The sequence below is a fragment of the Staphylococcus caprae genome, assembly GCF_003966625.1.
In the GTDB taxonomy this organism is placed as follows: Bacteria; Bacillota; Bacilli; order Staphylococcales; family Staphylococcaceae; genus Staphylococcus; species Staphylococcus caprae.
In genome coordinates, this window is the sequence record NZ_AP018587.1 from 969,577 (window position 1) to 986,147 (window position 16,571).

23 protein-coding genes and 1 pseudogene are annotated in these 16,571 nt (G+C 31.4%); 19 read left to right on the forward strand and 5 right to left on the reverse strand.

Going from position 1 to position 16,571, the window contains the following annotated elements; translation table 11 throughout:
• Nucleotides 1-30 precede the first annotated feature (30 nt).
• Nucleotides 31-774 carry an intramembrane glutamic endopeptidase MroQ gene (gene mroQ / locus JMUB898_RS04580; protein ID WP_044466867.1) on the reverse strand — a complete coding sequence of 248 codons (744 nt, stop codon included), beginning with the start codon at nt 772-774 and terminating at the stop codon, nt 31-33.
• A 178-nt stretch (nt 775-952) separates the two neighbouring features.
• Between mroQ and groES the strand changes: the two genes are divergently transcribed.
• Nucleotides 953-1,237, forward strand: coding sequence for a co-chaperone GroES (gene groES, locus JMUB898_RS04585; RefSeq protein WP_044466866.1), 285 nt, complete (start codon nt 953-955; stop codon nt 1,235-1,237).
• 69 nt (nt 1,238-1,306) lie between these two features.
• Nucleotides 1,307-2,926 carry a chaperonin GroEL gene (gene groL, locus JMUB898_RS04590; RefSeq protein WP_002445341.1) on the forward strand — a complete coding sequence of 540 codons (1,620 nt, stop codon included), beginning with the start codon at nt 1,307-1,309 and terminating at the stop codon, nt 2,924-2,926.
• A 68-nt stretch (nt 2,927-2,994) separates the two neighbouring features.
• On the opposite strand, the gene JMUB898_RS04595 is transcribed toward groL, so the two are convergent.
• Together JMUB898_RS04595 and JMUB898_RS04600 are read right to left on the reverse strand one after the other, a co-directional pair.
• Nucleotides 2,995-4,170: a tyrosine-type recombinase/integrase gene (locus tag JMUB898_RS04595; RefSeq protein WP_126501920.1), complete on the reverse strand. Its 1,176-nt coding sequence runs from the start codon at nt 4,168-4,170 to the stop codon at nt 2,995-2,997.
• Between the two features lie 8 nt (nt 4,171-4,178).
• On the reverse strand, nt 4,179-4,763 hold the full coding sequence (locus JMUB898_RS04600; RefSeq protein ID WP_172594633.1) for a helix-turn-helix domain-containing protein: 585 nt from the start codon (nt 4,761-4,763) through the stop codon (nt 4,179-4,181).
• 96 nt (nt 4,764-4,859) lie between these two features.
• Here JMUB898_RS04600 and JMUB898_RS04605 point away from each other — a divergent pair, with 96 nt between their 5' ends.
• From JMUB898_RS04605 to JMUB898_RS12760, 17 genes and pseudogenes are all read left to right on the forward strand, one after another.
• On the forward strand, nt 4,860-5,078 hold the full coding sequence (locus tag JMUB898_RS04605; RefSeq protein WP_046026412.1) for a helix-turn-helix transcriptional regulator: 219 nt from the start codon (nt 4,860-4,862) through the stop codon (nt 5,076-5,078).
• A gap of 3 nt (nt 5,079-5,081) precedes the next feature.
• On the forward strand, nt 5,082-5,396 hold the full coding sequence (locus JMUB898_RS04610) for a helix-turn-helix domain-containing protein (RefSeq protein WP_126501922.1): 315 nt from the start codon (nt 5,082-5,084) through the stop codon (nt 5,394-5,396).
• 12 nt (nt 5,397-5,408) lie between these two features.
• Nucleotides 5,409-5,609 carry a pathogenicity island protein gene (locus JMUB898_RS04615; protein ID WP_126501923.1) on the forward strand — a complete coding sequence of 67 codons (201 nt, stop codon included), beginning with the start codon at nt 5,409-5,411 and terminating at the stop codon, nt 5,607-5,609.
• 3 nt (nt 5,610-5,612) lie between these two features.
• Entirely contained in the window at nt 5,613-6,017 is a 405-nt protein-coding gene (locus JMUB898_RS04620) for a pathogenicity island protein (RefSeq protein WP_126501924.1), read from the forward strand.
• A gap of 4 nt (nt 6,018-6,021) precedes the next feature.
• The gene (locus JMUB898_RS04625) at nt 6,022-6,228 is read left to right on the forward strand and encodes a hypothetical protein (RefSeq protein WP_053036593.1); all 207 of its coding nucleotides are present in this window, start codon (nt 6,022-6,024) and stop codon (nt 6,226-6,228) included.
• A gap of 14 nt (nt 6,229-6,242) precedes the next feature.
• Nucleotides 6,243-6,551, forward strand: coding sequence for a type II toxin-antitoxin system toxin TscT (tscT, locus tag JMUB898_RS04630; protein WP_126501925.1), 309 nt, complete (start codon nt 6,243-6,245; stop codon nt 6,549-6,551).
• 92 nt (nt 6,552-6,643) lie between these two features.
• Entirely contained in the window at nt 6,644-7,516 is an 873-nt protein-coding gene (locus JMUB898_RS04635; protein ID WP_126501926.1) for a primase alpha helix C-terminal domain-containing protein, read from the forward strand.
• Nucleotides 7,517-7,552: 36 nt separating this feature from the next.
• Complete coding sequence (locus JMUB898_RS04640) at nt 7,553-9,232, forward strand: DUF927 domain-containing protein (RefSeq protein ID WP_232019013.1); 1,680 nt, start codon at nt 7,553-7,555, stop codon at nt 9,230-9,232.
• A gap of 310 nt (nt 9,233-9,542) precedes the next feature.
• Nucleotides 9,543-10,061 (forward strand): GNAT family N-acetyltransferase, encoded by a 519-nt coding sequence (locus JMUB898_RS04645; RefSeq protein ID WP_044466923.1) that lies wholly within the window; start codon nt 9,543-9,545, stop codon nt 10,059-10,061.
• A gap of 4 nt (nt 10,062-10,065) precedes the next feature.
• Nucleotides 10,066-10,710: a pathogenicity island protein gene (locus tag JMUB898_RS04650; RefSeq protein WP_126501928.1), complete on the forward strand. Its 645-nt coding sequence runs from the start codon at nt 10,066-10,068 to the stop codon at nt 10,708-10,710.
• A gap of 362 nt (nt 10,711-11,072) precedes the next feature.
• Nucleotides 11,073-11,405, forward strand: coding sequence for a hypothetical protein (locus tag JMUB898_RS04655; protein ID WP_002476284.1), 333 nt, complete (start codon nt 11,073-11,075; stop codon nt 11,403-11,405).
• Between the two features lie 78 nt (nt 11,406-11,483).
• Complete coding sequence (locus tag JMUB898_RS04660; protein ID WP_126501929.1) at nt 11,484-12,071, forward strand: pathogenicity island protein; 588 nt, start codon at nt 11,484-11,486, stop codon at nt 12,069-12,071.
• Complete coding sequence (locus JMUB898_RS04665; protein WP_126501930.1) at nt 12,071-12,280, forward strand: hypothetical protein; 210 nt, start codon at nt 12,071-12,073, stop codon at nt 12,278-12,280. Before JMUB898_RS04660 ends, JMUB898_RS04665 begins: the two co-directional genes overlap by 1 nt.
• 54 nt (nt 12,281-12,334) lie before the next feature.
• Entirely contained in the window at nt 12,335-12,784 is a 450-nt protein-coding gene (locus JMUB898_RS04670; protein ID WP_070873149.1) for a pathogenicity island protein, read from the forward strand.
• Nucleotides 12,781-13,122 (forward strand): MarR family transcriptional regulator, encoded by a 342-nt coding sequence (locus tag JMUB898_RS04675; RefSeq protein WP_126501931.1) that lies wholly within the window; start codon nt 12,781-12,783, stop codon nt 13,120-13,122. The genes JMUB898_RS04670 and JMUB898_RS04675 overlap by 4 nt, the downstream gene beginning before the upstream one ends.
• A 1-nt stretch (nt 13,123) precedes the next feature.
• Complete coding sequence (locus JMUB898_RS04680; protein ID WP_002476275.1) at nt 13,124-13,696, forward strand: terminase small subunit; 573 nt, start codon at nt 13,124-13,126, stop codon at nt 13,694-13,696.
• A 534-nt stretch (nt 13,697-14,230) separates the two neighbouring features.
• Nucleotides 14,231-14,349 (forward strand): annotated as a pseudogene (locus tag JMUB898_RS12760) (YolD-like family protein); the annotation flags it as partial.
• A gap of 87 nt (nt 14,350-14,436) precedes the next feature.
• Here JMUB898_RS12760 and blaI read toward each other — a convergent pair.
• Together blaI and blaR1 are read right to left on the reverse strand one after the other, a co-directional pair.
• A complete protein-coding gene (blaI, locus tag JMUB898_RS04690) occupies nt 14,437-14,817 on the reverse strand; it encodes a penicillinase repressor BlaI (RefSeq protein ID WP_126501933.1) in 381 nt (126 codons plus the stop codon).
• Nucleotides 14,807-16,564 (reverse strand): beta-lactam sensor/signal transducer BlaR1, encoded by a 1,758-nt coding sequence (gene blaR1, locus JMUB898_RS04695; RefSeq protein WP_126501934.1) that lies wholly within the window; start codon nt 16,562-16,564, stop codon nt 14,807-14,809. The genes blaI and blaR1 overlap by 11 nt, the downstream gene beginning before the upstream one ends.
• Nucleotides 16,565-16,571 lie beyond the last annotated feature (7 nt).

Sequence of the window (16,571 nt, forward strand, 5' to 3'; positions counted from 1 at the left end):
TCCGCAACATTATACATGATTAGATGCTCTTTATTTTATAATAAAATGTAGAATAAAGTTTGCTTGTTCTTGAGCTTTCTTCAACGCATCGCCACCAAACACTTGCATCAGTACCACTGTACCATTTTGCAACATATGAATACCGATTGGAACAGCAATCCGCTTAGTATATACATAAGCAATTGAAAATATCATACCCATACCAAAGTACATAGGAATGAATTTAAAATCGTTATGAGCTAAAGCAAAAATAAGCGAGCTGACTATCGAAGCAATGAGAAAGCTTACGACACGAGGCCCTTTAATAGCATTATATATTTCTCCGAAAAATACCTTTCTGAAGACAAATTCTTCCAATATTGGTCCTACAATAGAAATTAAAATAATGAATACAGGCATTTGTTTTGCGATTACCATTAAACGTTCTGTATTTGGACTCTTTTGAGGGCTACCATTAATTGCAAAGAAAATTAAACCCACAATCACTTGGTAGATCATAACGATACAGAAACCGAGCAATGCCCATGGCACAATATATCTTTTAGGTTCTTTTTTACTAGCTTCTAGTGTAGTAGGATTCTTTACCTTTAAATTGATTAAAATAATAATAACAGCAGCTAGAATAAATAAAGAAACTTGAGTATAAATCATAAATTGAGTGCTTTCTATTTTTGACATGTGACCGAGCCAATTGCTTCTAAGAATGAAACCAGGTAGCATTTGAGCCAAGCCATATATGAGCACCGTTAATAAAGATACCCAAAATCTTCTCATAACTTACCTCCATCTATATTTAAGTATAGTTTATTTTATCGTAAATAATTGTGATGTACAAAATTTAATCGGCTACCTTTTCACTTGAAAAGTTGACCAACTTTGATTAATATAAAAATTAGGTTAGCACTCTAATATTCTAAGTGCTAAATCACATGCGAATAAAGGAGGAACAATCATGCTTAAACCATTAGGAAATCGTGTGATTATTGAAAAGAAAGAGCAAGAACAAACAACTAAAAGTGGTATCGTGTTAACAGATAGCGCTAAAGAAAAATCAAATGAAGGTGTAATCATCGCAGTAGGTCAAGGACGTTTACTAGACAATGGTTCACGAGTTGCTCCTGAAGTAAGTGAAGGTGACACTGTCGTTTTCCAACAATACGCAGGTACAGAAGTTAAACGCGGTGACAATACTTACTTAGTTTTAAATGAAGAAGATATTTTAGCAGTAATTCAATAATTTTAAAAATAAATTTATAAACACTAAACGACAATCAAAGAATTTCTAAAAATGGAGGTATTATAAAATATGGCAAAAGATCTTAAATTCTCAGAAGACGCGCGTCAAGCGATGCTAAGAGGTGTAGATAAATTAGCAAACGCTGTAAAAGTGACGATTGGTCCTAAAGGACGCAATGTAGTATTAGATAAAGAATATACAACACCATTAATTACAAACGATGGGGTTACAATTGCTAAAGAAATTGAATTAGAAGACCCTTATGAAAATATGGGCGCAAAATTAGTGCAAGAAGTTGCTAATAAAACGAACGAAATCGCTGGTGACGGTACAACTACTGCGACTGTTTTAGCACAATCTATGATTCAAGAAGGCTTGAAAAACGTGACAAGCGGTGCCAATCCAGTTGGTTTAAGACAAGGTATCGACAAAGCAGTTAAAGTTGCTGTTGAAGCACTTCATGATATTTCTCAAAAAGTTGAAAATAAAAATGAAATTGCTCAAGTAGGTGCTATCTCAGCTGCAGATGAAGAAATCGGTCAATATATCTCAGAGGCAATGGATAAAGTAGGTAATGACGGAGTTATTACAATTGAAGAATCAAATGGCTTCAATACTGAATTAGAAGTTGTTGAAGGTATGCAATTTGACCGTGGTTACCAATCTCCATATATGGTTACAGATTCAGACAAAATGATTGCTGAATTAGAAAGACCTTACATTCTAGTAACTGATAAGAAAATTTCATCATTCCAAGATATTCTTCCTTTATTAGAACAAGTCGTTCAATCAAGTCGTCCGATTTTAATTGTGGCTGATGAGGTTGAAGGTGACGCATTAACTAATATTGTCTTAAACCGTATGCGTGGCACATTCACAGCAGTTGCAGTTAAAGCACCTGGTTTTGGTGACCGTCGTAAAGCAATGTTAGAAGATTTAGCTATTTTAACAGGTGCACAAGTGATTACTGATGATTTAGGCTTAGAATTAAAAGATGCGACAATCGATATGTTAGGTTCAGCTAACAAAGTTGAAGTAACTAAAGATAATACAACTGTCGTTGATGGCGATGGTGACGAAAATAATATCGACGCACGAGTAAGTCAAATCAAAGCTCAAATTGAAGAAACTGATTCAGACTTCGATAGAGAGAAATTACAAGAGCGTTTAGCTAAATTAGCCGGTGGTGTTGCAGTCATTAAAGTAGGTGCTGCAAGTGAAACTGAACTTAAAGAACGTAAATTACGTATTGAAGATGCGCTTAACTCTACTCGAGCTGCAGTTGAAGAAGGTATTGTTGCCGGTGGTGGTACTGCCTTAGTTAATATCTATAAAAAGGTAAGCGAAATCGAAGCAGAAGGCGACGTTGAAACAGGCGTAAATATCGTACTTAAAGCGCTACAAGCTCCTGTACGTCAAATTGCTGAAAATGCTGGCTTAGAAGGCTCAATTATTGTAGAACGCTTGAAAAACGCAGACCCTGGTGTAGGCTTCAACGCTGCTACAAATGAATGGGTAAATATGCTAGAAGAAGGTATTGTAGACCCTACGAAAGTTACACGTTCAGCATTACAACACGCTGCAAGTGTTGCTGCAATGTTCTTAACAACTGAAGCGGTAGTCGCTACAATCCCTGAAAAAGACAATAACGATCAAGCAGGTATGGGCGGCATGCCAGGTATGATGTAAAACGACCAATAAACGTTGGTTTAAAGGCGTTTGGTGATTTCATGTGACATAATAATGACATAAAAATCTTAAAATAATTCTTTACTGACGTTTTCCATGAGTTGACTAAACTTGTGGGAAGCGTCTTTTTTGTATGAGTTGGTAATCTTTGCGTAGATGTTCATTGTGGTATTTATATCTTTGTGGCGTAATCTTTCTTGTATTTCCTTAATATGTACGCCTGCCTCTATAAGTAGGGCGCAATGTGTATGACGAAATGAATGAGTGCTTATTTGCTTATTCGTTATGTCAGTCATTTTAAGTATGGCTTTTATCCATAATTGCAGCTTTTTAATCACAAGTGGATAACCGTTCACATCAGTAAATACGAAATTATTATCTATATAAAACTCATTTTTCCATGTATCCTGTACGTTCACTTTATAATCTTTGAGTAATTGAATCACATGGGGATCTACTGAGATTTTACCTATTGAGCTTTCAGTTTTCGGTGTAAGTATCTGATAGTGCTTTTTATTATTATTCGGATTGTAATAAGTCTTAGTAATGCTAATCGTGTTGTTCTCAAAATCTATATCAGACCATTTTAACGCTAACAATTCGCCTGCACGCATACCTGTATAAGCTAGTGCGGTAAATACTTCAAAGCTATTCTGTGGTGAATGGTGATACTTAGCAACCTCCAGGAATTGAAACAATTCATCTTTTTCAAGAAACTTTTTGTGTATCTCAATATCTTCTAATTCTTCCACACTTACTTTCTTTTTAGGTCGTTTAATACCCTCACTAGGCAATACTTTTATTAATCGCATATCATACGCATACTTAAATATCATATTTGTAGATGCGACAATACTATCAACATAATTCTTGCTATACTGTGCGCTCATATCGTCCACAAAGCGTTGATAATCATGTTTCTTGATAGTTTGTATTGGTTTAGTATTAAAACGCTCTATGGCGTGCTGTATGGCTTTCTCACGCACTCTGACACTACTCACTTTCACATCATTAGCATACTGTTTAATCCAATCATCAGCTATTTGTTTAAACGTGCTGGAAGAAGGGGCGATATAGTCACCATTTCTCAATTGACGCTCAATCATTTCAGCTTGATGTTTAGCGTCTGATTTACGTTTAAATCCAGTCTTAGATATGTATTCATATTTGCCAGTTTCTGCATTTTTTCCTAGCGATATACGATAACGCCAGTTATTTTTAGCGATTTGGTCATAGCTTGCCATTTAATCACCTACTTAATATCAAGGTATTGTCTAAGAAAACTATCAAATTCATTTTTAAGATTAAAATATGTTTCTTTATTATTAGAATTCTTACTTTCTACTAATTGATCAAATAACATACCTATAAAACTTAACTTATCAATATTTTTACCTTCAACTAATGTGATAGAATTACTATTTTTTTCTAATATGAAATAGTTATAAATATGTTCTAGAAAAAATACTTCGTTACCATTAAGTTTATTAGAAATTAAACTTATATAATTATTTTTAACGTCTATTTCTTTATTTCTTTCGGCTTCTTCAAATCTCTGTTCTAATTTTTTAATTTCGTCTTTTTTAATATTTTCAGGTATATCAGATAAAGAATCAAATAAACCTGCTAAGCTAATTAAATTTAAAAAATTATAATCATAATAATTTGCTATTTTATGAATCACTTCAATAGTAGGCTTTCGTTCTTTGCCACTTCTTGGGTCGAATCCTTTTTCTAAACTATCTAAATAAGTGTGACTTATACCAATATTCCTAGATGCTTCCCTAATTGATTTGTCGCCTCTTAATTCTTTTAATTTCTTTCCAAAGTCATTCACAGAAATCACTCCTTAAATAAATTCTTGATTTTATTGTAAATCATAGTTGACACAAATTTCAATATAGATTATTATATTAAACAGGAGGTGTTATTCATGGTTAACAACGTTAAAAGAATACGGAAAAATAAAAAAATCACCATTACTGAATTAAGTAGAAAAAGTGGGATAAGTAGAACAACTATATACAAATTAGAATCTCAAAAATCAAATCCTAGCTTGGAAACTATTCAAAAAATATCTTCTGGTTTAGATGAAAAACCAGAAAAAATTTTTAACCTTAATGTTATTCAAGAATTACAAAAGGAGGCTTAACCAATGTTCAACATTAATATTGATGAAAATGAAGCACGCGCTTTATTAGAGAAAGCTATTAATGAACGTGTAGATGAACTAGCAAGACAAAAGTTCTTTATGACCTACAAAGAATTAGCTGAATACCTAAATTTAAGTAAACCAACAATTGAGGAGCTACTTATTAATAACGGGCTCAAGTATTACATGGTAGGCAGCACATACCGATTTAAGAAATCAGATGTTGATGAATTTATGGAGAAAATCACATCACATATGGATATACACACCAATGATTTAAAACAAATTAATGTTAAGAAATTGCTTAGCACAATTTAGGAGGATAGAGATATGAAACAACAAGTAGTAATTACAAAAAGCGTCGTTGGTTGGTTTAATGTGAAGGACGTTGAAGGGAATTTGCTTTTAAATATTGCACCTGATGTATTTAAGAAACATTTTCCTGAAATTAGTCCTAACATCTCAATTGCATGTATGGAACTAGATATTAATAGAATCGTCGAGCTTAAAGATAAGAAAGTGAGTGTGTAGGCAATGGAACAAGAACAAAAAGATCGATTATCAAAAGTGGTTCAAATATTGGAAAAAGTATTATATGAAAAGAATAAAAATATATTCTTATCAGCGAAAGATAAATTTCATTCAATTACAGATTACCGTTATGACGATACAGTATTTTATGAACAAATTTTGAAGTTGGTTCATAAAGAGTTGTTTAACATTCTTGCTGAATTAGATTTTGAAGATGAGGCTTTTTCTATTCTTGATGAAGTAACAATGACATTGAGCAATGTTATGAATGAAGACAAAGAAATTTACTACTATTCTGTTTTAGATAGTACAGGCGAACATAAACATACAACCGATCGTGAAGGCCATGTAATTGGCATTTTAGAGTGGGCTATAGATTATATAGTCGGAAATGTTGAAGTGGAGTGAAACAATGGCTGCTAAATTAGATGTGAATAAACAAAATATCATGCGAGCTATCAACTGGATTATTAAAAATGAAGAAGAAATTATATTTGAAAGTCAAAGTCAGTTAAGTTTCTTCAGTCGTGAAGATTTGGAGAAAATAGACTACTGCAAGCGTACTTTAGAAAGTTTAATTGAAGCTAAAGAAATTTATAATAAGCAAAAAATTAGTTAAGGAGTTAAGCAATAATGGATTGGGACTTAAGAAATTTATTCGATGATTTGGAAGTAGTACAAGAAAAAATTAATGATGTCGTAACATCTTTTGTTTGGTTTGATGATGAGTATTTCACACATGAACCTAATCATATGTTAACTAAAAAAGAAATATATACGCATGGCTGGAAATATCACGAGCATCGTATCAAAAACACACAAATCATTGATTTAATGCTTATGTATATGAAAGATTTTGATGACATTATGAAGAAAATCCGTGAAATAGAAAAAGCGTCATCTGATATGAATAGTTTGGCGACTAAATCAGATAACGCATAATATACAAAATTAATAAAAAACAAGAGCAATAAGAAAATACTCCATTTGTATTATAACATCTTTGCTCTGTTGTTTCATTAGAGGTGAAGAAATTGAACAAAATCAAATTAGAATACGATACCCAAGTATCAGTTATTTGGTATAACAACCTAGATTCTCGTTCCTTTAAAAATTTCTCGCAACCCAAATGGAGTGAATTAGTTAATAGGTTATCAATTCCACAAAATAATATAAATAAATATGCTCGTGGTGTTGCTGTATATGGTGATATAAAAGATGGCACGGATGAATATGGAAACGAATATAAGAAATACCGTAACAATGACAACGTGATTTATCGTGATGTCCTTGTGTTGGACTACGATGATATACACAAGTTGAAATCACTGCACGATGCAATTACAGACACTTTAAAAGGTGTTGCGTGGTTTTGGCATACTACGTTTAATCATCAAACAGAAAGCCCTAGAATACGCTTGTATGTGCCATTAAATGAGCGTGTCAATGCAGATGATTACCGTAAGTACACAAAAGTGTTAGTAAGCAAGATAGGTCATAGGGTAGATGAGGGGAGCTTTCAACCTAGCAGAGCTATGGCGTTACCTGTATATCAGCAAGATAAATATCCATTCTTACACCAATATAATGACGCCCCAATTTTGAGGACTGAAAAATTAAAAGAATGGTCGAATGAAGTAAAAGTTCATGAAGATAAACCAATAACCGTTACTTATAACAAACGTGACAGTGCGTATTGGCGTGATATTGCTTTTGGAGTAGGTGAAGGTGAACGCAACCAAACATTAGCTTCTTTAACAGGGTACTTATTACGTCGGTATGTGGACGCTAACCTAGTTTATGGATTAGTAAGTGCATGGGCGATGACCTGCAGGCCACCAATTGAACAAAAGGAAGTTAATCGTACATTCAAAAGCATTTTGAAGAAAGATAGTAAGAATAAGTAAGGAGGTTTTTATTTGGAAGAGGTAACTAACGAAGATGTGTTTGAACTTATTGAGGAAACCAGTGCGAATAAACCATTTAAACAAGAAGTTATCCCTAAAGGGTATGAAATTGAACATCACCAGTATGGTGTAGCGCTTTATCAAGTCATTCCGAGTAAAAAAGACGGGGAGCCAGATAAACGAGTATTTATAACCAATACTATACCTCATATTACTGAACGATTTGAGGATATAGAAAGTAATAAAGTATATTTTAATATGTTTTTTTATGATAATAAAGCACCAGTGAATTTGGGTGTAAGTGCTGAAGAAATAGCTGACAGTCGCCAATTGTTAAAGTTGGTTAATCATAAAGTTGATGTGACTTCAACCACTGCGACAAGATTAGTTAATTACATTAATGCGTCAAAACGATATAATCCACCGTTGAACGTTAGAGTAGCAACTCGATTAGGACATGTAAAAGATCATTTTATTTATCCTTATCAAGAACAGACGAAAAACAGTGATATTAAGTTATTTAACAATGATAAAGGTTTTCAAAAGCTAGTCAATTCTTTTAAATCTAAAGGCACAATTGAAGATTATTCAAAAAAGGTATTTGTAAAAATTAAAGATTTACCTATGGTTATGGTGATGTTATATGCCTCATTAGGTTCAGTATTGTTGCGTGAATTTGGATTACAGCCTTTTATCGTAGAAATATCAGGTAGTACCTCAACAGGTAAGACATTCACATTAAATTTAGTTTCTAGCGTGTGGGGTACAAGTGATCTTATTACTACATGGGGTTTTACGAAGAACAGTATTGAAGCTATGGCGTCATTTTTAAACTCATTTCCAATGTTTAAAGATGATACACGTAATACAAATCCCAAGTTTGTTACTAATGCAACTTACAATTTCTCCAGTGGTGAAAGTAAATCAAGAAGTAATATCAATTTAACACTTAACGCTAAAAAAGAATGGCGAAATATAATGCTTTCTACTGGTGAGGCATCTATTTCAAATATGGCAGATGAAAAGGCTGGTGTATCTGCTCGTGTTATAACGTTACAAGATCAACCATATCCAGATAACTTTGATTTCACCACATTAGATAAAGCATTTAGAGAAAACTACGGTACGTTAGGCATAGCATTCATTAAGCAATATGAATCTAAACAAGAGACATACAAAAACGCATTTGAGAGCTATCAACGATATTTTAATCAAAAAGGTAATAATGAAATCATGCAACGTTTAGGGCATGCATTCGCATTACTACAGGTTACTGGCGAAATTCTAAATGATATTGAGGGATTTGAACACGATCATTTTAAAATTATTGAACAAGCCTATGACAGTATGGTTAGAAATAATAAGACGATTGATAAACCTAAGCAATTGCTAGAGGAATTACTGCAATATTTAGATGCGAATAGAAATAATATTGCTGGTGATGGTTATAGTTCGGTTAAAAACGGTGATATTAAAGCTATATATAAACGTGATTATATATGTGTTTTAGGTCAAACTGTACACGAAAAATTAGGACATGAAATGCAGACAATTACAGGCCAATGGGATAAAAAAGGCTATTTAATAACTAGTAAAGACAGAATACAAAAAGAAGTTAGGTTTAATTCTCAAAAAAACAGAGGGTATGCCATTAAAAATGAGATTGTAAAAGAATTAGGGTTTGATTTTTCTAATTCACATAATCCGTATAATTAAAAAGTCCCCGAAGTCTCCAAGTAGTCCCCATTAAAAAATATAATTGGGGACTGGATAAAAGTTATTGTATCAACACTTTAAACAAGTTAGTCCCCAAAGTCCCCGAATAATTAATAGTGTATTAAATGAATAATTGAAAATAAAGTAAGAGTAATTAAATATATAACCACTATTGTTTATAAAAGTGGTGACTATGGGGACTATTTCTAATAAACCGAGTTATATCAAGGGTTAAAGCAGTCCCCAATAAATAAATATAGTGGGTACTCGTTGGGTACTAGTCCCCACTTATAAAACATGGAGGTAAAAAATGACAACAATTACTGAACAAGGGTATGAACAATTTAAAATGTTAAGCAATAATATGATGTTTAGAAAACATGTAAAAGATGGTCAAGATGAAATTACTAAAATTTTAATGAGTTTATTAATGTATGCACCTTCTACAGAGCATAAAACTATGTTTAGCAGGGTGCTACTGCTTCGAGATAAATACTATTTATATATTAGTGGTGGATCACTACATTTATTTACTAGAGATTTTAAAAGTGCGATTTCGTTTAATGTTAAACAACCTAATCCAAAACATATTGATTACTTTACTGATGATTGGATCGTTGAAATAGATAATTTAAATTCTCTTAAAAAAGGTTATGGCAATCAGTTAATGAATGAAGTTTTAGAAATAACTTCTGTTATGAAAGTTGATGTTTGTTTATGGACTGAAACGACTTCTAATACGAGATATTTTGAAAAGTATGGTTTCGAAAGCATAGGTAAACGTGGAAGAGCGAAAGAAAATTTGATGATTAAGAGAAAAGAGGTATAGAAACATGAATATAGAGATTATAGCAAATGAATTTGAAACAAGAACAGGTACGCTACTAAGGTATTATACAGCCTTATTAGAAAGTAGTAGAAAAACACCGTTCGGATTTAAAATATATAATGATCCGTTTAATATGGTATATCTTGTAGTAAAAGGTAAATTATACGGACAAGTATATATTCAAGATTGTAATGTGAGACAATCGTTTGAATTAGCGTCTCCTAAGCACACTGAGGGGCTTATAAGAAGTATCGAAGGTCATTATACTGGTTATGATTTACATGATGGCACACATGACACTATAAGTGATATGATGGCTAGTTTCATGTTTGATAATGATTATTTCATGTATGGACTGGAAACTTTTGCAGAAAGTAACAATAGCGATATGTTCGATTATATGAGTAGAGATTTCAATATAGCTGAACTGGAGGACGTTCAATCTAGTAATGCAGATGTGATAGGTAATATGGAGACATTGTATCAGTTAGCTACTGGAATTAATGAACCAGCACCAGAGTTAGTTGAGGGCTTGAAAATCATTACTGAGTTTATCCAGAATGAGAAGGCTAATAGAAAAGACTACTTAACGTTAGAACTTAAATTAAAAGGTTTGAAGAACTCTTATTACAATGGAGTGAAAGCATAATTTTACAGGTCATGCGCTATATCGGTGCATGGCTTTTTTATGTAAATCGTAATTGTTAAGATTTGTTAGTTATAGAAAGATTGAATTAGGTCGAATAAGAACATTTGTTCTATAATAGAAAGTCTGTGATTTAGTGTGAAAGTAGTTGAGAATACTTATTTAATGGCGTTTGATAACTGTTAAGTAGTTATTAGAATTCTATAAAATAGGAACATTTGTTTGTTATTTCGGTGTAAATTTAGTATAATAGTGTTATAGGAGTTATATACTTCTATATCTAATAAAAATCTGGATTAAATATTTGTTGTTTACTTATTGCCTAAATATTGCCTCCTCATTAAAGATGAAATGAGGATAAAACAATGACAATAACAATTGAAAAAGAATTAACGAACGATCATATTAGAGTATTAAACGTATTACGAAACACTAAGCACGAGATTATTACTAAGCAAAATATATTTAATCAATTGAATATGGAATTTAACCGAAACAACGACAGATGGTTAAGAAATACGATTAATAGTTTAGTAGTTGATTATGGTTATCCAATAGGATACAGCTATAAAAAAGATGCAAGAGGTTATTTCATGGTTAAATCTGAGGAACAAAAAGAATTAGCCTTAAGAAGTATCAAGCGTCATATCGAAGGTAGTTTGAAGCGATATGAGGCATTAAAGAAAACTGAGATTTAAGTTTATCTAGCACGTGGTGCTACTGAGATTGCACAAGAGTAATAAATTAAAAAAATATAACTGAAACGAGGTATATCATTGAAAACAGCTAAATACTTTGATGAATACAATGAATATGTGACAGGTCAAAGAGAGAATATCAATAAACTTGAAAAGGAACGTCAGGAACTCACACAACGAATTAAAGAGGATAAAGTTAAATATAAAGAGCTAATTGCAAACTCACAAGATGACGAGGCTGATAAACTTTATACCACATTTGATAGTAATGAGAAGAAATTGAAAGCCTTAGAGAAACGCTTATCAACTAAAAAAGAAGTGTTTGATGAGGCTAGACGTAAAAAGGCGATTGAACTTATTAAACATCAAGCAGATTTACCTCATTTGTACCAAGAGGATAAAGAACGCATATTAGCAAAATTCAAGCCAATCATTGAAGAGTATAACAAAATAATAAATGAAATAGCAGCATTAAACGATGAATATGAAATGGAATTTGATAGATTTGTTCGAGTTTATGACAAAGAAAACTTTGAAAAGGATAGGGAAGTAAGGGCAGAAATAAAAAACTATTTCAGTCCTAATAAATATTCAAACTATGTGAGTGGAGACGAACTACCGTTCATTGATATAAGAAAGAAAATGCAATTAGGAGGTGCTAAATAATGGCTAGAAAATATAATTTAGATAAAGTTAGTAATTATCTTTTAACGGAAACAGAATTATCTGCTGATGAATGCCAGAAAGTGTTAGATGTCGTAGAAGAACAATTCTCCCAAAATATTCGACAACAGAAAAAAGATGAAATAGCCCAGAAATCACAAAGAGAATCAAGTTTTAGGAAAATGGCCGAAGAAAATCGCTTAGTTAAATAATAAATATCTTGCCTATCCTTAGCGATAGGCTCATTTTATTTGTGAGGTGCATACATGAACCTAAAAAGAGTGAAATATCCACTAATCTATCATGAAAATAAAATATCTGAGTACACATTGCTAACGGAATATAACCCTAAGTTTATCAATACCAAAATTAAGGCTATCACTATGCAAATAGAGATGATGTATCACTTAAACATCTCCCACATGACTACTAGTGAAGTTCACGGCGTTATAACTATCTCATATCCCTTAGAGAAGTTAGCAATTACTATTATAGAAGAAAAGGAAAAGTTAAAGTATTTCAAAATGAAATCTAATAGCAATATGCAGCAATTAAAACAAGTTATTAAGCGATATTCACCAGGTGAACAAAAGGAAATCATGTATTATATGCAGTCCAATGGTTCGACGATAGATTATGACCTCATAGAACGCCTACAACGTGACTTATACAAGCTAAGACATGCAAATAAACAGAAAGTAAGTGTAAGGGCATGAGTTACGACAGAGAGGCTATTAAGCAGTTTATACGTGACTACTCAAAAGAGAACCATGATACTACATATAATGATGAAAATATCAATATAGATATTTTCTTTACATTAAATGAAGATGTTGAAAGTATGAATATTGTAGACGTAGGAAAGCAGGCGTTTTTTAATGAGTTAGATCAATATATATACGCCACATGCACCAGTAGGGAACATCTGTTATTTATTATGTTATGTGAAGGACAATCACTAAAACGAATAGCAGATGTATTAATGATTACGAAAAGTAGAGTGTATCAAATATACTCAGATTTATTAGATAAATTAGAAAATAAGGAGGGATAGTATGAGTACATTAAATCCTAGACAAGAGAAGTTTGTCGCTGAATACCTAAAAACGTTAAATGTAACGCAAAGTGCAATCAAAGCTGGTTATAGTCCTCATACTGCAAGTGAACAGGGGAGCAGATTACTAAAAAATAAGAAGGTAGCAAAATATATTGATGAGCAACGTAAGAGGGTAATTGATGAGGGTGTACTATCTGCTAACGAATTACTTCATATCTTAAGTAATGCAGCAGTAGGTGATGAGAGTGAAGTGAGAGAGGTTGTCGTTAAACGTGGTGAGTTTCAACGCAATCCCGATACTGACAGAATGAACCTAGTTTATAACGAACATGTAGAAATGGTAGAAGTACCTATTAAGCCTAGTGACCGTTTACGTGCTAGAGATATGTTAGGTAAGTATCATAAGCTATTTATTGATAAGAAAGAGTTATCTACGGACACACCGATATTTATTAATATAGGTGAGTGGCCGGAAGATGAGGAAGAAGAAAAACGGAAAGCATTAGATGAACTACATGAGCAACACCCTAACAGAACAATGATTATTAATGATTTACCATTAGAGGACTGAGAACCATGTGTGATACTGCCGATAAATTAAATATGATAAGCATTGAAGATATGTATAACAGAGCGATGTCGATAAAGAAATGTTCCGTCATCTATTATGATGATCTAATGAATGACAAAGAGCGTACAGTGTGGCATACATTGAGTAAAATTCAAAAAGGATTAGGAGTAATACTACCGTTTAACTTAATGATTGCCAGAAACGGTGTAGATAGGCGCATAGTACCATCTATAAAATTGAATGATGATAGGATATTTATTTATCCAGATAGATAACGCCAAGTCTATGTGGTTTGGCGTTTATTTTTTACATAAAATCAGCATTGATTGTTAAAGATAGGCATTAAGTTAAAAGATCTCTATTAATTATATAAAAAGAAAATATCCATTATCTAAAAAGATGTATAATCTCATAGCACAGATTTGCTTAGTAAGGTACATAGTTCAAATATGGACAGTGAGAAATACATTGTAAATTCATCTTTACATACATGAACAAGTGTTCTGTGATGTTCATGAGGTGCTAATATGAAAAATAATAAATCCTGATGCACCAGATAAATATAAAAATGAAACTGACCATCGTAAAATACCACGTGAATATCTTAACCCACCATACCACAAGGACATGGAATGGTTAAATGGCAAGCGTTTATTATATGTATTAATCTCATAAAAAATCTAATTTAATAGGGTTCAAACATAATTTATATATGTATTATGTTTGAACCCTATATCTATTTATTTTTTACTAATATCATTTAAAATGTCTTGCAATTCTTCAATTTCTTTGTTATTAAATTCTTCATTTTTCGCAAAATTAAGCACTAAACTTTTCATATCCCCTCCATACAATTTATTAAGAAAGGTTTTAGCAGTTTTCATTTTAATATCATCTTCTTTAATATTTGATGAGTAAAAATAAATATTACTATATTTATATCGTTTTATAATCTCTTTTTTATATAGTCTTGTAATTAATGTTCTAATCGTCTTATCGCTAACTTCTTTATTTTTTTGAATCTCAACTACAATTTCATTAGCTGATACTGATTTTTTATTCCATATTATATTCATAACATCCCATTCAGCCATAGTTATTTCAACTTGCTTATTGGCCATTTAAAACACCCATTTCTTTTAATATTTTTTCATTTATTAATTTAGCATTTTTCCCAGACGGGTTTCCATCTGATAAATGTGTAGCAAAATAATACTTATCATGATTTGTAATTACGTAACCTACAAACCACCCATTATTATACTTCCCGTTTACTATACCTGTACCTGTTTTCCCATACAGTTCATACTTTTCATTTTCCTTAATCAATAATGAAGAAGATAATTGATTCTTTGCTTTTTTACTAAAATGGTTATTTTGTTCCATCATATTTTTAAAAACTATTACTTGTTCAAGATTAGATATTTTCAAACTATCTTCCATCCAATAGTTTTTATAACTTCCCAAATTTTCATTACCATAATTTAATTGCTTGAGTTGAGCCGCAGTATAGTTCTTTGGTATTTGATTACTAATACGTTCGAAGTACCAATTAACTGAATTTTGCATTGCTGTATTTAAATCTTGTTCCTTATTCCAAGACTCGAAAGGATAATGTTTATGATTCCATGACATACGTGAATTTTTATCACTTATGATATGACGGTCAAGTCCAAACATCGCTAAATAAATTTTATAAGTTGAATCAGGAGAATATCTTTTTCTACTTTCTTTTTCATTATAAATATAGTATTTGTCTTTCTTCATGCTGTACATGACGAAAGATCCACTATTTGAACCAAAATTTTTACTTTCATCTAAAATTTGGTGATCGTTCTGTAAGGGCTTTTTATAATTATAATCAGTTATGGATTGTCCCATCAAAAACTGGCTTTGAATTACTATGAGCAAAAAAGTAAAAATACAAATAAAAATTGGAATTAATTTAGACTGTTTTTTCAAATTGGCTTCTTTTATATTAATTAATCTTCTTTTGAGTAATGACTTTTTACCATTAAATGAATGGCTTAATATATTTTTATTAAAAAATGGAATATTTAATACGGAGTCCATAATAGATTCCGCATAAGTTTTAAATTCATTTTTGTTAATATTATTAAGAACAAATCTATCGGCTTCTACTTCATTGTCATGAATTATCTTTCTTTTTACAATATGTATTAATGGATTGTAACTCATAACAATAGAGAAGATATTAAAGATAATTAAATGTAAAGTATCTCTATTTTTAGCATGAGCATACTCGTGCAATATTATATATTTTAGTTTTTTGTCATTTATACTTTTAAAATATAAACTGGGAATCAAAATAATATATTTTCCATACCAAAAAGTTATTGGAGAATGAATAGATTCTGCTTTTCGAATCACAATATTTCTTTTATATTGATGATTGAAAAGTATCTTGTTTATTTTATCTTTTTCTTTTTCATTTAGATAAAGTGACTGTTTCTTTAAATACTTAAGATATAATAAAGAATTTAAAAATTTAAAACTTAAAATAATAACTAAAACTATCCAAATAACTGTGCAGATATTATCTATTGAATCCCAATTAAACTTATGGATGTCTGTTGTAAACTCATGAACAGGTTTAGTGGTATTTATGTTAGGATTCAAATTGTGTGAATTACTTTCAACTGTGGGCTCTTGATTATTCAAATTATTAAATTTAAAAAAAGAGAATTTAATAGGGATGAAAGGAATTAATCCTGCAAGAAGAGTTAGATACCAAACTTTATAATTTAACATATAATTAAAATAGCGTTTTAATATGTACCTAAAAAATAATAACAATAGAAATATGAAACAAAAGCTTACTATGCTCATTATTAATAACTTAGCCATTTCAACA

Coding starts and splice junctions, on each gene's coding strand:
- mroQ (WP_044466867.1), bottom strand. CDS start 774: ATGAGAAGATTTTGGGTATCTTTATTAACGGTGCTCATATATGGCTTG.
- groES (WP_044466866.1), top strand. CDS start 953: ATGCTTAAACCATTAGGAAATCGTGTGATTATTGAAAAGAAAGAGCAA.
- groL (WP_002445341.1), top strand. CDS start 1,307: ATGGCAAAAGATCTTAAATTCTCAGAAGACGCGCGTCAAGCGATGCTA.
- JMUB898_RS04595 (WP_126501920.1), bottom strand. CDS start 4,170: ATGGCAAGCTATGACCAAATCGCTAAAAATAACTGGCGTTATCGTATA.
- JMUB898_RS04605 (WP_046026412.1), top strand. CDS start 4,860: ATGGTTAACAACGTTAAAAGAATACGGAAAAATAAAAAAATCACCATT.
- JMUB898_RS04610 (WP_126501922.1), top strand. CDS start 5,082: ATGTTCAACATTAATATTGATGAAAATGAAGCACGCGCTTTATTAGAG.
- JMUB898_RS04615 (WP_126501923.1), top strand. CDS start 5,409: ATGAAACAACAAGTAGTAATTACAAAAAGCGTCGTTGGTTGGTTTAAT.
- JMUB898_RS04620 (WP_126501924.1), top strand. CDS start 5,613: ATGGAACAAGAACAAAAAGATCGATTATCAAAAGTGGTTCAAATATTG.
- JMUB898_RS04625 (WP_053036593.1), top strand. CDS start 6,022: ATGGCTGCTAAATTAGATGTGAATAAACAAAATATCATGCGAGCTATC.
- tscT (WP_126501925.1), top strand. CDS start 6,243: ATGGATTGGGACTTAAGAAATTTATTCGATGATTTGGAAGTAGTACAA.
- JMUB898_RS04645 (WP_044466923.1), top strand. CDS start 9,543: ATGACAACAATTACTGAACAAGGGTATGAACAATTTAAAATGTTAAGC.
- JMUB898_RS04650 (WP_126501928.1), top strand. CDS start 10,066: ATGAATATAGAGATTATAGCAAATGAATTTGAAACAAGAACAGGTACG.
- JMUB898_RS04655 (WP_002476284.1), top strand. CDS start 11,073: ATGACAATAACAATTGAAAAAGAATTAACGAACGATCATATTAGAGTA.
- JMUB898_RS04665 (WP_126501930.1), top strand. CDS start 12,071: ATGGCTAGAAAATATAATTTAGATAAAGTTAGTAATTATCTTTTAACG.
- JMUB898_RS04670 (WP_070873149.1), top strand. CDS start 12,335: ATGAACCTAAAAAGAGTGAAATATCCACTAATCTATCATGAAAATAAA.
- JMUB898_RS04675 (WP_126501931.1), top strand. CDS start 12,781: ATGAGTTACGACAGAGAGGCTATTAAGCAGTTTATACGTGACTACTCA.
- JMUB898_RS04680 (WP_002476275.1), top strand. CDS start 13,124: ATGAGTACATTAAATCCTAGACAAGAGAAGTTTGTCGCTGAATACCTA.
- blaI (WP_126501933.1), bottom strand. CDS start 14,817: ATGGCCAATAAGCAAGTTGAAATAACTATGGCTGAATGGGATGTTATG.
- blaR1 (WP_126501934.1), bottom strand. CDS start 16,564: ATGGCTAAGTTATTAATAATGAGCATAGTAAGCTTTTGTTTCATATTT.